This window comes from Variovorax ureilyticus (assembly GCF_037889935.1).
Lineage (GTDB): Bacteria > Pseudomonadota > Gammaproteobacteria > Burkholderiales > Burkholderiaceae_C > Variovorax > Variovorax ureilyticus.
The window spans coordinates 186,170-200,785 of sequence record NZ_JBBKZU010000005.1; the positions used below are offsets into that span (position 1 = coordinate 186,170).

Annotated in this window: 7 protein-coding genes and 1 pseudogene; 3 read left to right on the forward strand and 5 right to left on the reverse strand. The window is 69.4% G+C overall.

Translation table 11 applies throughout. From position 1 onward, the window contains the following. Positions 1-82 precede the first annotated feature (82 nt). The gene (locus WKW77_RS13310; RefSeq protein WP_340357319.1) at positions 83-853 is read left to right on the forward strand and encodes an SGNH/GDSL hydrolase family protein; all 771 of its coding nucleotides are present in this window, start codon (positions 83-85) and stop codon (positions 851-853) included. Here WKW77_RS13310 and WKW77_RS13315 read toward each other — a convergent pair. After that, positions 794-3,148 carry a helicase C-terminal domain-containing protein gene (locus WKW77_RS13315; RefSeq protein WP_340357320.1) on the reverse strand — a complete coding sequence of 785 codons (2,355 nt, stop codon included), beginning with the start codon at positions 3,146-3,148 and terminating at the stop codon, positions 794-796. The genes WKW77_RS13310 and WKW77_RS13315 overlap by 60 nt on opposite strands. 49 nt (positions 3,149-3,197) lie before the next feature. Continuing rightward, positions 3,198-4,493 carry an Nramp family divalent metal transporter gene (locus WKW77_RS13320; protein ID WP_340357321.1) on the reverse strand — a complete coding sequence of 432 codons (1,296 nt, stop codon included), beginning with the start codon at positions 4,491-4,493 and terminating at the stop codon, positions 3,198-3,200. A gap of 195 nt (positions 4,494-4,688) precedes the next feature. On the opposite strand from WKW77_RS13320, the gene WKW77_RS13325 reads away from it, so the two are divergent. Beyond that, positions 4,689-5,699, forward strand: a complete 1,011-nt coding sequence (locus WKW77_RS13325) for an SDR family oxidoreductase (RefSeq protein WP_340357322.1) — start codon at positions 4,689-4,691, stop codon at positions 5,697-5,699. A 16-nt stretch (positions 5,700-5,715) separates the two neighbouring features. On the opposite strand, the gene WKW77_RS13330 is transcribed toward WKW77_RS13325, so the two are convergent. Both WKW77_RS13330 and WKW77_RS34995 read right to left on the reverse strand, forming a co-directional pair. After that, positions 5,716-13,227, reverse strand: a complete 7,512-nt coding sequence (locus tag WKW77_RS13330) for an autotransporter-associated beta strand repeat-containing protein (protein WP_340357323.1) — start codon at positions 13,225-13,227, stop codon at positions 5,716-5,718. A gap of 21 nt (positions 13,228-13,248) precedes the next feature. Further along, positions 13,249-13,353: pseudogene (locus tag WKW77_RS34995) on the reverse strand (ESPR-type extended signal peptide-containing protein); the annotation flags it as partial. A gap of 313 nt (positions 13,354-13,666) precedes the next feature. Between WKW77_RS34995 and WKW77_RS13335 the strand changes: the two are divergent. Beyond that, complete coding sequence (locus WKW77_RS13335; protein ID WP_340357324.1) at positions 13,667-14,146, forward strand: FKBP-type peptidyl-prolyl cis-trans isomerase; 480 nt, start codon at positions 13,667-13,669, stop codon at positions 14,144-14,146. Positions 14,147-14,149: 3 nt separating this feature from the next. Here the strand turns inward: WKW77_RS13335 and WKW77_RS13340 are convergent, their stop codons facing one another. Continuing rightward, the gene (locus WKW77_RS13340) at positions 14,150-14,413 is read right to left on the reverse strand and encodes a hypothetical protein (protein ID WP_340357325.1); all 264 of its coding nucleotides are present in this window, start codon (positions 14,411-14,413) and stop codon (positions 14,150-14,152) included. Between the last annotated feature and the right edge of the window lie 203 nt (positions 14,414-14,616).

Consider the following 14,616-nt stretch of genomic DNA (forward strand, 5'->3'; position numbering starts at 1 on the left):
CCATGGCTGGCCGTTCGGCCGGTTCCTACGGGCGCGTGATCCGGCTACGGTTACGCTTGGAGACGACAACCGAGGAGCAAGCTTGAAACGCGCACACATCGCCGCTTTGACGGGCTTGTCCCTGCTGGTCGGACTGGCTGCGGGGACGGCCGGCTATGCCGCCCTCCGGCTCGCGCGGTCGGCGAAGCTGGCAGGCCGCAGCCACTCCTACGACCGGGTCGCCGAGGCCCAGGGCTCGCGCCTGCTGGTGATCGGCGACGGCACCGGCAGCGGCGCCGGTGCGAGCGCGCCGGAACGCAGCCTCCCGGGGCTTCTGTCGCGTGCGAATCCAGCGCTCACCGTGGTCAACCGCGCGCAGCACGGTGCCTGCTTCGGGGACCTCCTTTCGCAGCTCGACGGCGACGAGCCTTTCGATGCGGTGCTGGTCCTCGGCGGCGGCAACGACGTGATCCGCATGCGGCCGCTCGGCGATCTGCGCCATGCCGTGGAGCAGGTCGCGCAGCGGGCCCGCGTGCGGGCCGACCTCGTAGTCTTCATGCCGCCGGGCAACCTCGGCAATGCGCGGCCGTTCCTGCCGCCGTGGGACTGGTGGATGGCCTGGCGCTCGCGGCGGCTGAATGCGATCGTGTCGGAGGTCGCGCGTGCCAACGGCGCGCTTTGCGTCTCGCTCTACCAGACGCGTGAGGACGACCCCTTCGCGCGCCATTCCGGCCGCATGCACTCGAAGGATGCCCTGCATCCGAGCGACGCAGGCTACGAGCTGTGGCAGCGTGAGCTCGAAACGCAGGTCCAGCTATCGGCCAGGCTGCGCAAGATCGGGCGGACCGCCGCTTGGCGCGGCGCCGACTTCTGACGCGAACATCGGCTGCACGCGCCACCACGCCGGCAGCAGGGCGCGGATTTCCTGCCGCGCGAAGCGATCGTCGAGCAGGTAAAGCACGCCCGCATCCGTCTCGGTGCGGATGACGCGGCCGGCCGCCTGCACCACCTTCTGCAGCCCCGGGTAGACGTAGGTGTATTCGTAGCCGTCGCCGAAGAGCGCGTCCATGCGCTCTCGCATGACCTCGTTGGGCTCGTTGTGCTGCGGCAGGCCGAGGCTCGCGACGAAAGCGCCGACGAGGCGGTCGCCCGGCAGGTCGATGCCTTCGCCGAAAGCGCCGCCGAGCACCGCGAAACCGATGCCCTGGCCGCCCGGCGCGAAGCGCGCGAGGAAGGCGTCCCGGTCGGCCTCGCGCATGCCGCGCGACTGCGCCCAGGTCGGCACGTCGGGATGCCGGTCCGCGAAGGCGGCCGAGGCATCGGCGAGGTAGTCGAAGCTGCTGAAGAAGGCGAGGTAGTTGCCCGGACGCTGCGCGAACTGCTCCGCAACGATGTCCACCAGCGTCGCGAGCGAGCGCGGCCGGTCGCGAAAGCGCGTCGACACGTCCATGGCCACCCGCACCGTGAGCTGCTCGCTGCGGAACGGCGAATCCACGTCGAGCGTCGCGGTGTCGTCGGGCAGCCCCAGCGTGTCGCGGTAGAACGAGAAGGGCGCCAGCGTGCCCGAGAAGCAGGTGGCCGATGCGCAGGCATCGAAGCGGCCGGCGAGGAATGGCGCGGGAACGAGGTTGCGGATGACGAGCATGCGCGCGCCTTCCGGACCCTGCGTGCACTCGAAGACCGAATGCCGCGCGAAGGAATCGACCAGCCGCGCGAAGCGCAGCACATCGAAGAAGCACTGCTGGAGCGGGCCGAGCGGCTCGTCGGGATGCGCGGTGAAATGCTCGGCCATCACCGCGACCGCGTCGAGCAGCGCGCGCGCAAAGGGCTCCGGAATCTCGTCGCGCGCCTCGTAGGCGGCGACCTGCTCGCGCTGGAGCAGCCGCCATTCGCGGTCGAGGTTGCGCAGCGCCTTGCGAATCGGTACGGGAGCCTTCTCCGTCACCCCGTCGATCGCGGCCGATGCGAGTTCCGCCGAATACATGCCGCGCGCACGGTCGAGCAGGTTGTGCGCCTCGTCGACCAGCAGGGCGACGCGCCAGTCTTCCTCTTTCGTCAGCGCAAAGAGGAAGGCGCTGCCGTCGAAGTAGTAGTTGTAGTCGCCGACGATCACGTCGCTCCAGCGCACCAGCTCTTGCGCGAGGTAGTAGGGGCAGACCTCGTGCTGCAGCGCGATGCGGCGCAGTTCGATGCGGTCGAGCCAGCCAGCTTGCACCGCCTCGCCCCGCGCAGCCGGCAGGCGGTCGTAGAAGCCGCGCGCCAGCGGGCAGGCGTCGCCGTTGCATGCGCGCCCGGGATGCTCGCAGGCCTTCTCGCGCGCGGCGAGTTCGAGCACGCGCAGAGGTGCGCGGTCGCGATCGAGCGTGCGCAGCGCATCGAGCGCCACCCCCCGGCCCGAGGTCTTCGCGGTGAGGAAGAAGACCTTGTCGAGCTTCTGCGCGGGCCTCGCCTTGAGCAGCGGAAAGAGCGTCGCCACCGTCTTGCCGATGCCGGTCGGGGCCTGCGCCAGCAGGCAGCGGTCCGACGCGGCGGCGCGGTACACGGCTTCGGCGAGATCGCGCTGGCCCGGGCGGAATTCGCCGTGGGGAAAGGCAAGCGCCGCGAGCGCGTGGTCGATGTCCGTCCGGTGCTTCGCTTCCTGTGCGGCCCAGGCGAGAAATCGACCGCACAGGGTCTCGAAGTGCGTGCGCAGTTCGTCGCGCGTGCAGGTCTCCTCGAGCACTGTTTCTTCCTCGCTGTCGAGGTCCAGATACACCAGTGCGACGCCCAGGCGCTGAAGCTGCTCGCGTTCGCAGAGCATCCACGCATAGGTCTTCGCCTGCGCCCAGTGCAGCGCGCGGTGGTTGGACTTGATCGCCGCGAAATCGCCGCGGAAGGTCTTGATCTCCTCGACCCGGCGGCGATGCGGGTCGTAGCCGTCGGCGCGGCCGCGCACGGTGAGGCGATCGAACGCGGCCGCAAGGATGACTTCGCTTTCATAGGCGGGACCCCGGCGGTTCTGCACCAGGCGGTGCCCGCCCTGGCCTTCCTGCGCGCTCGGCACGGGTACGAAGCGCAGGTCGAGGTCGCCCGCCTTCGCGGCGAAGGCGCACAGCGTCTTCACCGAGACGGTGAGGGCCGTGACCGGAGCTTCGGCGGTGGCGGGTGATTCAGGGGAGGAGGGGGGCATCGCGCTGGATGAATATACAGCGCGAACCCACTCCCCAGTGCCCATGGGCTCACATGATCGAAGTCACGAGCAGCGCGAGCGATGCCGCCGCCATCGCCGCGGTCGCGAGCCAGCCGAGCACCTTCCATTTCCGTGGAAGCACGATGCCGGCCATCACCTTCGGGCTGGAGGCGGCGATCATCACCGCGACCATCACGGGCACCGAAATCACCGCGTTGATCACCGCCGCGCCCACGAGCGCGGCGATCGGATCGAGACCGGAGAGGCTCACCGCGATGCCAAGCCCCATCGCCGCCGCGAGGATGCCGTAGAAACTGCGCCCCTGCGAGAGCGTGAGATTCAGCCCCCGGCGCACATGGAAGTAGCTCGCCACCGCATCTGCGGCCGAGCCCGCGAGCACCGGCAGCGCGAGCATGCCGGTGCCGACGATGCCCAGCGCGAAGAGCATGAAGGCCGCATCGCCCGCGATCGGCCGCAGCGCGGCCGCCGCCTGTTCGGTGGTCTCGATGTGGGTCTGGCCGTGCGCGTGCAGGGTCGCGGCGGTGGCCGTGATCATGAAGAAGGCGATGAGGTTCGAGAAACCCATGCCGGCCACGGTATCGATGCGCAGCCGCCGCAGCTGCCGCCGTATCTGCTCGGGCGCAGAACGCAGCGGCTTGTCCTCCGGAACGCGCCGGATCTCTTCGACTTCCTGCGAGGCCTGCCAGAAGAAGAGATACGGACTGATCGTGGTGCCGAGGATCGCCACGACGGTGGTCACGAACTCGCGGCTCCATTGGATCGACGGCGCGTAGATGCCCCGTGCCGCGGCCGCCCAGTCCACATCGACGGCGAGCACCACCCCCACGTAGGCGAAGAGCGACAGCGTCAGCCATTTGAGAACGCGCACGTACTGGTCGTACTTCACGAACACCTGCAGCAGCAGGGAGACGACGCCGAAGGCGGCCGCGTAGGCGGCCGGATGGTCCGGCAGCACGAGGGCGGTCGCATGGCCCATCGCGCTCAGGTCGGCGGCGAGATTGATGATGTTCGCGACCAGCAGCAGCATGACGAGGCACACCACGATCCAGCCAGGACAGAAGCGCGTGAAGTTCTCGGTGAGGTTGCGCCCGGTCACGCGCCCGATGCGCGCGCTGGCGAGCTGGATGCCCACCATCAGCGGAAAGGTCAGCACCACCGTCCAGCCGAGGGCATAGCCGAACTGCGCGCCGGCCTGCGAATAGGTGGCGATGCCGCTCGGATCGTCGTCGGCGGCACCGGTGACCAGCCCCGGGCCGAGCTTGGACCACCAGCGCTCGCCGTCGGCACGGCTGTCGGCGGTTGCGGGGCGGGCAGGTGTGCTCATGGGCGACTCCGGTCTTGGGGGTTGACGCCACTCTGGCTTGCCCCACTCAGCCGCCACATAGGCGCAGTCCGCCGCGCGCTGTGGGATTTCGTCGAGTCCGGGCGCGGCATGCGGCGTTGGATGACACGGGCGCCGGGCGGCGCTGCCTACGGTGAGCTCCATCCCAGCCATTTCCTTCAACGCAGGAGCCGCAACATGCAGGACACGGACAACAAGGCGAAATCCCGGAGCGCCACGCACGGCGACGTCGCCGCCGAGCAGCGAAAGGTACAGCGCGAACAGGACGCCAAGGATCGCACCGCCCCATCGAAGGCCGACGCGGGAAAGCCGGTACAGGCCGGCCATCGGCCCGAGCCGGAGAACCCCATGCCGGCGCAGCATCTCAAGAAGCCCGGCATCGAAGCCGACATGGAACTGCCGCCGCGCTTCAAGGCGTCGGGCTACGTCGGCAGCGGCAAGCTCAATGGCATGGTGGCGCTGATCACCGGCGGCGACTCGGGCATCGGCCGCGCGGTGGCGACGCTGTATGCGCGCGAAGGCGCGGACGTCGCCATCGTGTATCTCCCCGAAGAGCAGGTCGATGCGGAAGAAACCAAGCGCTGCATCGAAGCCGAGGGGCAGCATTGCGTGCTGATTCCCGGCGACGTGCGCGACCCGGCCTTCTGCAACCGCGCGGTGAAGGAAACGATCGAGGCCTACGGCAAGCTGCACATCCTCGTGAACAACGCGGCGTTCCAACTGCACGCGGCATCGATCGGGGACATCACGGACGAGCGCTTCGATCTCACGCTGCGCACCAATGTGTTCGGCTATTTCCAGATGGCGCGCGCGGCGGTGCCGCATCTGCCCGAGGGCGGCTCGATCATCAACACCGGTTCGGTGACAGGATTGGAAGGCAGCGAAGAACTGCTCGACTATTCGATGACCAAGGGCGCGATCCACGCTTTCACGAAGTCGCTCGCGAGCAACCTGCTCGACAAGGGCATCCGCGTCAACGCGGTGGCGCCGGGGCCGGTCTGGACGCCGCTGAATCCGGCCGACCGCCCGGGCGACGAGGTGAAGGACTTCGGCAGGCACACCGACATGAAAAGGCCGGCGCAGCCCGAGGAGCTGTCGCCGGCCTATGTGTTCCTCGCCGCGCCGTGCTGCGCGAGCTACATCACCGGCATCGTGCTGCCGGTGACGGGAAGCGTGGGCGCGGTGTAAGTCGTCCTGGCGGTCTTCAGAACTTCCAGACCAGATCGGCCTTCACGCCGTGGTCTTCCACGTTGTTGCCGAACTGGCCGATGTAGGACACACCCAGCGTAAGGTTCGGCTTCAGCACCAGGTCGAGGCCGCCTTCGACCACCGCCACGTTCCTCGCGAGCGGCACGCCGGCCACGGTGAAGGCGGCCGGCTGCGCGGCGAGCGCGAGCGACGCGGTGTTCGACACGTCACCGAAGGCATGGCGCCAGCCGACCATGCCGTGCACCGTCGCCTTCATGCTGCCGATGTCGACGTTGTTGCTGCCGCGCACGCCCAGGGTGCTGAAGGTGGTGTCGGTGCTGCCGCCGCCACCATGCAGCGAGGCCGTGCCGCCGCGCTCCGCGAAGTCGTCGCTGTGCAGGTTCACGTAGGCGAGGCCCGCGAAGGGCTCGACCGCGCCGGTGCCGGCCTCGATGCGCCAGCCCAGCTCCCCGAAAGCCTGCGCGGTCTGCGACTTGTAGCTCGCGGTCGACCGGTCGGCGAAGCCGGTGAAGCTCACGATGCGGCTGGTGTCGATGCGGCTGTCGGTGTAGCTCGCGCCGGCACGCAGGCCGAGCGCGCCCCACTGGCGACCGCCGTAGACGCCGAGGTGATAGTTGTCGCTGCTGGCCGACGAGTTGAGCGCGTGCACGTCGACATTGGCGCGGCTGTAGCCGCCGAGCGCGCCGACGCGCCAGTCGTCGCCCACCTGCGTGTCGCCGCCGATCAGGATGCCGCTGGTGGAGCGGTCCACCGTGCTCGCGTTGCCGTCGCTGCGCATGTCGCCCCACGACCCGAAGGCACGGGCCCAGACGCCGTTCTTCGCGCTCAGATCGGCCGGCGCGGCGACGCCGCCCAGCGCCTGACGGGTGCGGTCGAGGCTCGCGTCGCGGACGAAGCGGCTGTCCTCGATGGTCGCGGACTTCACCGAGGCGTGCAGCTCGCCAGTGAGCTGGCGGAAGGCACGCGCCGCCGTCGGTGCGTCGAGCTGGACCACCGCGTCGAACAGCGTGCCCGCAGCCACGGCCTGCACCGCCGCGCCGGAAGCACGCTCGTTGGTGGTGGTGGCGACGGACGAGAAGCTCACGTCGTTGCGCTTCAGACTCAGCGTTGCGCCCTTCGCGTCGTAGCTGATCGCGGGATCGAGGAACGCGAAGTTGGTCGTGACGCCGCTGAAGGTGCCGTTCAGGCCGCCGGCCGCTTTGAGGATCGAATAGCTCGTCGTCGGGCTCCAGTTGCCGTCCGCCAGCACCGCGACCGTGCCGCCTTGCAGCGTGATCGTGCCGGTGGCATGGATCTGGTCGCTGCGGCCGTCGACCGCGGCTTCGACCTGGTAGGTCGAGCCCTGCGCCAGCGTCAGGTTGCCCGCAACGTTGAGCAGGCCGATCGAGTTGCCCGGCGCCACGGTCGCACCCGACTGCACGACCGTCGTGCCGACTGTGCCGTTGCCCTTGAGCGTCGTGCCGCTCGCCATCGTGAGCGTGCCGCCGAGCGAGCCGTTGACCGCCAGCGTGCCGGCCTGCACCAGCGTCGAGCCGGTGAAGGCGCTGCCGTTGCCGGTGTAGTTGAGCGCACCTGCGCCGGTCTTCGTGATGCTGCCGTTGCCGGAGATCGCGTTGGCCATTGCGGCGTCGGTCGCCTGGCGGATTTCGAGCGCGGCGTTGAGGGCGATCGCACCGGTGCCCAGGCCGCCGGCGGCGGCGACCAGCTTGCCCGCGCCGACGGTGGTGCCGCCGCTGTAGCTGTTGGCACCCGTCAGCGTCGTGGTGCCGCTGCCGATCTGCGTGACCGCGCCGCTGCCGCTGATCGCGCCCGCGAGGGTCACGGCATCGCTGCGGTTGAAGGCGAGGGTGCCGTTGTCGGTCACGTCGCCGGTGATGGAGCCGGTGGTGCCGCCGTTTCCGAGTTGCAGGGTGCCCGCCGAGATCACGGTGCCGCCGGTGTAGTTGCTGGCGCCGGTCAGCGTGGTGGTGCCGCTGCCGACCTGCTTGACTGCGCCGCTGCCGGTGATCGCGCCCGCGAAGGTCACGGCATCGCCGCGGTTGAAGGCGAGGGTGCCGTTGTCGGCCACGTCGCCGGTGATGGAGCCGGTGGTGCCGCCGTTGCCGAGTTGCAGCGTGCCGGCAGAGATCACCGTGCCGCCGCTGTAATTGCTGGCGCCGGTGAGCGTCGTGGTGCCGCTGCCGATCTGCTTGAGTGCGCCGCCGCCGGTGATGGCGCCCGCAAAGGTCACCGCGTCGCTGCGGTTGACCGCGAGCGTGCCGTTGTTGGTCACGTCGCCGGTGATCGAGCCGGTGGTGCCGCCATTGCCGAGCTGCAGCGTGCCGGAAGAGATCACCGTGCCGCCGGCGTAGTCGCTGGCGCCGGTGAGCGTCGTGGTGCCGCTGCCGATGTGCGTGACCGCGCCGGCGCCGGTGATTGCGCCCGCAAAGGTCACGGCATCGCTGCGGTTGAAGGCGAGGGTGCCGTTGTCGGTCACGTCGCCGGTGATCGATCCGGTGGTGCCGCCGTTGCCGAGCTGCAGCGTGCCGGCAGCGATCACGGTGCCGCCGCTGTAGTTGCTGGCGCCGGTCAGCGTGGTGGTGCCGCTGCCGACCTGCTTGACCGCGCCGCTGCCGGTGATGGCGCCCGCGAAGGTCACCGCATCGCTGCGGTTGAAGGCAAGGGTGCCGTTGTCCGTCACGTCGCCGGTGATCGAGCCCGTCGTACCGCCGTTGCCGAGCTGCAGCGTGCCCGCCGAGATCACGGTCCCGCCGGTGTAGGCGTTGGCCGCGGTCAGCGTGGTGGTGCCGCTGCCGATCTGCTTGACCGCACCGCTGCCGGTGATCGTGCCGGCGAAGGTATCGGCATCGCTGCGGTCGAAGGCGAGGGTGCCGTTGTTGGTCACGTCGCCGACGATCGAGCCGGTGGTGCCGCCGTTGCCCAGTTGCAGGGTGCCGCCCGAGATGAGCGTGCCGCCGGTGTAGGTGTTGGCCCCGGCGAGCACCAGGGTGCCCAGGTCGGTCTTCTCGAGCTGCGCGCCGCCCGTGAGGCTGGCTTTCACGATCGCCGTGACGGGCACGTTCGAGCCGTCGCCGACGCGGATGATCGCCTGCGTACCGCTCAGCGTGAGCGGGTCGCCGTCCAGCACGTAGCCGTCGGTCGCGAACTGCATGCCTGTCACGCTCATCGCGCCCTGCGAGTTGTCGACCGTGACCGTGCCGGCCGCGCCTTGGAACACCGCGAAGCCGGTCGACGTGCGCGGGGCGTTCATCGAGCCGTCCTGCGTCGTCCAGTTGCTGCCGTTCGCGTTCCAGGTGCCCGAGCCGCCGTTGACCAGACCGTTGTTGAAGACGGACGCGCTGCCGCCGTCCCAGAAGCTCAGGGTCTGGCCGGCCGTGTTGACCAGGTTCACCTGCTGCGCCACGGCCGTCTGCACCGAGAGCTGCGAACCTGCCGGCGCGGTGCCGACGTCCAGCCCGTTGTCCGTCAGCGCGCCGGTGTAGTTGATGAGCCGGTACACGCCCGCGCCGAAGCCGCCGAGGTCGGTGACGTTGACCTGGCCGTCGAGCGTCAGCGCGCCGTTGACCTGGAACAGCGCCTGGCTGCTCGGCGTGCCCAGCACGGCATCGATGGTCGAGCCGCTGGCGAGCGTCAGCGCGCCGGTGGCCAGCGTCTGGCCGCTGGAGCCGCGCAGCGTGCCGCCGTCGGCGATGCTCACCGCGCCGGCGATCGAGCCTGAGCCGGTGAGCGTGCCGCCGTTCGCGACATCGACCGCGGTGTTGCCGAGCGAGCCGTCGACGCGCAGCGTGCCGCCCGACACCGTGGTGTCGCCGGCGTAGACGTTGGCGCCGGTGAGCGTGGTGGTGCCTGCGCCGTTCTTCGTCACCGCGCCTGCGCCGGAGATCACGCCGGCGTAGATCGTGTTGTCGGCGCGGTCGAAGGCGAGCGTGCCGTTGTTGGTCACGTTGCCCGTGATCGATCCGCTCGTGCCGCCATTGCCGAGCTGCAGCGTGCCCGCTTCGATGGTCGTGCCGCCGGCGTAGTTGCTGTTGCCGGTGAGCACCAGCGTGCCGCTGCCCCGCTGGGTGACGGAACCCGAACCCGTGAGGACGCCGCCGAAGCTGGTGTTGTCCGCACGGTTGAAGACCAGCGCGCCGCTGTTCGACAAATCGCCCGTGATCGAGCCGGTGGTGCCGCCGTTGCCGACCTGCAGCGTGCCGGCGCCGATCGTGACGCCGCCGGTGTTGGTGTTGCTGCCCGTGAGGGTCAGCGTGCCCGTGCCCTGCTGGGTCAGCGTGCCGGACCCGGACACGGCGCCCGAATAGGTCAGCGCGTCGGACCGGTTGAAGACCAGCGCGCCGTCATCGATCACGTCGCCGCCCAGCGTGCCCGACGTGCCGCCATTGCCCACCTGCAGCGTGCCCGAGGCGATGGTGGTTCCGCCGGTGTGGTTGTCGGCGGACGCGAGCACCAGCGTGCCGAGGCCCTCCTTGGTCAGCCGGCCCGCGCCCGACACCGGGCCGCCGAGGGTCAGCGAAGTCCCGGTGCTGGTGTCGAAGGTGCCGCCGTTGCCGCCGATCGCCACGTTGCGGTTCGTCGTGAATGTGCCGGCGGTGTTGAGCGTGCCGCCATCGAGCGACAGGCTGCCGGTGCCCAGGTTGCCGTCGGCCGCCACGGCGAGCGTGCCCGCCGTGACCGAGGTGCCGCCGGCATAGGTGTTGACTCCGCTGAGCGTCGTGCGGCCGCTGCCGATCTGCTGGACCGAGCCCGAGCCGGAGATGTTGCCGACGATGCCGATCGAATCGGAGCGATCGAAGGCCAGCACGCCGTTGTCGATCACGTCGCCGTTAAGCGTGCCAGACGTCCCCCCATTGCCCACTTGCAGCGTGCCCGCGGCGATGGTGCTGCCGCCGGTGTGGGCGTCCGCGGACGCGAGCACCAGCGTGCCGAGGCCCTGCTTGGTCAGCCGGCCCGCGCCCGACACCGGGCCGCCGAGGGTCAGCGAAGTCCCGGTGTTGGTATCGAAGGTGCCGCCGTTGCCGCCGATCGCCACGTTGCGATTCGTCGTGAACGTGCCGGCGGTATTGAGCGTGCCGCCATCCAGCGACAGGCTGCCGGTGCCCAGGTTGCCGTCGGCCGCCACGGCGAGCGTGCCCGCCGTGACCGAGGTGCCGCCGGCATAGGTGTTGACTCCGCTGAGCGTCGTGCGGCCGCTGCCGATCTGCTGGACCGAGCCCGAGCCGGAGATGTTGCCGGCGATGCCGATCGAATCGGAGCGATCGAAGGCCAGCACGCCGTTGTCGATCACGTCGCCCGTGATCGTGCCGCTCGTCCCTCCGTTGCCCACCTGCAGCGTGCCCGCCGAGATGGTGGTGCCGCCGGTGTACGACGACGCGTTGCCGTTGGCGAGCACCAGCGTGCCGGTGCCTTGCTTGGTCAGGCGCCCGCCGCCCGACACGTTGCCGCCGAGCGTCAGCGTGGTCCCGTTGCTGGTGTCGATCGCGCCGTTGCTGGTGCCGACCGTCACCGCGCGGGCGGTGGCAATGTTCGCCGTCGTGTTGAACGTGCCGCCATCGATCGTCAGGCCGCCGGTGCCGAGATTGGCGTCGGCCGAGACGGATACCGTGCCCGCGGAGATGGTGCTGCCGCCGGTGTAGGTGTTCGCGCCGCCGAGCACCAGCGTGCCGCCGCCTTGCTTGACGAGCTGCAGGCCGTCCACCCGGCCGCCCACCGTGAGCGTCGTCCCGGCATTCGTGTCGAAGGTGCCGCCGCCGGAGCCCAGCGACACGTTGCGGCTGGTCGTGAAGGTGCCGGTGGTGTTGAGCGTGGCGCCGGTGAGCGTCAGATCAGTGGCCGCGCCGCCGAGGTTGTTGTCGGCCTGCACGGACAGCGTACCGCCGAGAATCGCGAGGTCACCGCTGAACCCGGCGTTGTTCCCTCCGAGCACCAGCGTGCCGGCATTTTCCTTGGTCAGATTGCCCGAGCCCGACACCGCGCCGTTGAGCGTGAGCGTCGTCCCGTTGGTGTTGATCACGCCGCCGTTGCTGCCGACCGACACCGTGCGGGTCGACGTGAAGGTATTGGTGGTGTTGAAGAAGCCACCATTGATCGTCAGGCCGCCGTTGCTGGCACCGAGATTGCCATCCGCCGCCACGGACAACATGCCGCCCGCGATGGTGGTGCCGCCCACGTACGTGTTGGCGGTGTTGGCAAGCACCAGCGTGCCGGAACCCCGCACGATCAACTGGCCCGCGCCCGAGACGACACCACCGAGGGTCAGCGTCCCGCTGCTGGTGTCGATCGTGCCGTTGCTGCTGCCGATCGAGACCGCACGGCTCGAATTGAAGCCGGTGGTCGCGCGGAGCGTGCCGCCGTTCAGCGTCAGCAAGCCGCTCGCGTCACCCAGCGCTCCGTCCGCGGCGATCGACAGGGTGCCGCCCGAGATCGTCCATGGCGTGACTGCGGGCGTGGTCCCGTTCAGTGTCCACGTGCTCGAGCCCGTCTTGGCGAAGGTCGCGAAGTTGCGGTACTTCGCCGTCGAGCCGATGTCGCCGGCATTGAAGCTGCTGTTGGTCGATCCGCCGAGGACCAGCTTGTCATTCCCGCCCGAGGTGGCAACGACGTTCCCCGTGATCGCGTACGAAGTGCCCTGCAACTCGAGCGAATTGCCGGAGCCGGAGAACTGGATGGCATTCGCGGTCCCGCCGTTGCCGCTGCCGCCCGTGATGGTTCCGCTATTGATGATGGTCACGCCTCCGCTGGCCCGGATGGCGACGCCGCCGGCGCCGGCCTGACCCGGGGTCCCCGCCTGACCCGAGTTCACGCTCGTGGTCCCGCCAGCGCCGCCGTTGCCGCCCTGGATGGTCCCCGTATTGGTCAGCGTTCTCGCCCCCGCGATGTCGACACCCGTGCCACCATCACCGCCAGAACCGCCGTTGCCGATCGTTGCGGTGCCGCCCTGGCCGCCTTGGCCGCCGTTGACCGTGGCGTTGTTGGTGACGTTGCCGCCGCTGCTCGAAAGCAGCCCCGTCCCGCCCTGCCCGCCACCGCCACCGCCGCCCTTGCCGTAGGCGTTTGCACGGAATGTGCCGCTTGCACCGCCAGTACCCCCTGTGCCGCCGGTCACGGCGGCGTTAATGGTCAGCGTGCCGGTCGTCGTGGAGACGACGCCCGCCCCGCCGCCGCCGCCGCCGCCACCACCGGCATCGTTGTGGTTCTGCCCCGTCGAACTCGCATTCCCCCCGGGTCCGCCATTTCCACCCTGGATCGCCGCACCGACGGTGTGACTCGCGGTGCCGGTCCAAGTCGTGGTGACTGTGCCGGCCGTTCCGGACGACCCCGCCGTCGACCCCGAAGCAGCACCGCCGGTCGCGCCCGCCGCACCAGCGCCACTGGCGGTGACGCCGCCGCCCGCACCGCCAGCGCCGCCGCCGGATGTACCCGCCCCACCAGCGCCCCCGGCAGCCCAGACATTCCCACCCGCCATCGCTGCCCAGGCCAGCACGCAAGCCGAAGCCAGCACTGACATTCGCGGGACTTCAATGGCGACGGAGGAATTGCCCCCGATTCCGCCGCGAGCGGCCGCCGCGACCTCCGAAACGGCTTGGCAAACGCCTTTGGCGCGGTTGAAAACGATGCGGTGAACTCGGTTCATTCCAGTCTCTTTGTTAAATGTTTACTAAAGATACAAATTGTTGAAATTGGCGGGCGGATTCTGTAATCACTAAGGCCTAAATCAACACAGCGACTGCGAACAAAGTTCTAAAAGCGAGAACAGCTGCACAAGCAAGCGCACGAACCCGACACTTAAAGAAAGCGCGGGGGCAGCCGATAGAGACGAAACGGGGGTTTTCGCCCGACCTGCGGCCGGGCAGCGCGGAAGAAGGGCATCGCGCGTTCGGGCGGGCGCCCGGGACGGGTTGGCTTATGCTGCCCGCCGTCTACAAGCAGCGAGCTACCACCCAACCATGAAGATCCAGAAAGACGCCGTCGTCACCCTGCGCTACAAGGTGTCGGACGCCACCACCCAGAAACTGATCGACGAGGGACGCGACCCCATGGTCTATCTCCACGGCGGCTACGAGAACACCTTCCCGAAGATCGAGGCAGCCCTCGACGGCAAGGAAGCCGGCTTCCAGGCGACGCTCAACCTGGCGCCCGAAGACGCCTTCGGCGCGCGTGACGAGTCACTGATGAGGACGATCGACAAGAGCGACTTCCCGCCCGGCGTGAAGGTCGGCGGCCAACTCGAAGGGCGCAACGACCAGGGCGAGCCGCAGATCTACCACGTCGTGAAGATCAAGGGCCCGCAGGTGATCCTCGACGGCAACCATCCGCTCGCCGGCAAGGCGCTCAAGTTCAGCTTGACGGTGACGGGCGTGCGCACCGCCACGGAAGAGGAGATCGCCCACCGCCATGTGCATGGCGAGCATGGGCACCATCACTGACCGCTATTGAACGGTTTCCGGCGCGCGGGCAAGCCGCTCCCGCCCCATGAATTCCGCCATGCTGTCCACCTCTTTCTGAAGCGCCTTTTCGACCAGCGCGAGCCGCGCGAAGCACTGCACGTCCGCATCGGACGGGCCGGGGCCGGCGCCTTCGAGCTGCGAGCGAAAGGCCAGCACGATCCTTTCCTGGGCGAGTTCGCGCGCCCGCGTCGCGGTGTCGCTGGCGGCCTCCAGCGCGGTCAGCTCTTCATCCAATGAGGCGTCCATGTTCTCCCTGCGGGGGTTTGTCGGTTGCGGCGATTCTGGGAAGCGGCAGGGGCATGCCCTGTAGGCCGACGTCCCGGCATTCGCGTAGGCCGATTCCGACACTGCGTTGCGCCGGCGAGCCCAGACCGTCCCACCGGCGGTACCTTTCGTGCGCGCCCGGCGCCCTCACATGCCATGCATCGCCCCGTCGGATCGGACGGGGC

Excerpts from the sequence above, each read along its gene's own strand:
- WKW77_RS13325 (WP_340357322.1), top strand. The coding sequence starts at position 4,689 with ATGCAGGACACGGACAACAAGGCGAAATCCCGGAGCGCCACGCACGGC.
- WKW77_RS13340 (WP_340357325.1), bottom strand. The coding sequence starts at position 14,413 with ATGGACGCCTCATTGGATGAAGAGCTGACCGCGCTGGAGGCCGCCAGC.
- WKW77_RS13320 (WP_340357321.1), bottom strand. The coding sequence starts at position 4,493 with ATGAGCACACCTGCCCGCCCCGCAACCGCCGACAGCCGTGCCGACGGC.
- WKW77_RS13335 (WP_340357324.1), top strand. The coding sequence starts at position 13,667 with ATGAAGATCCAGAAAGACGCCGTCGTCACCCTGCGCTACAAGGTGTCG.
- WKW77_RS13315 (WP_340357320.1), bottom strand. The coding sequence starts at position 3,148 with ATGCCCCCCTCCTCCCCTGAATCACCCGCCACCGCCGAAGCTCCGGTC.
- WKW77_RS13330 (WP_340357323.1), bottom strand. The coding sequence starts at position 13,227 with ATGTCAGTGCTGGCTTCGGCTTGCGTGCTGGCCTGGGCAGCGATGGCG.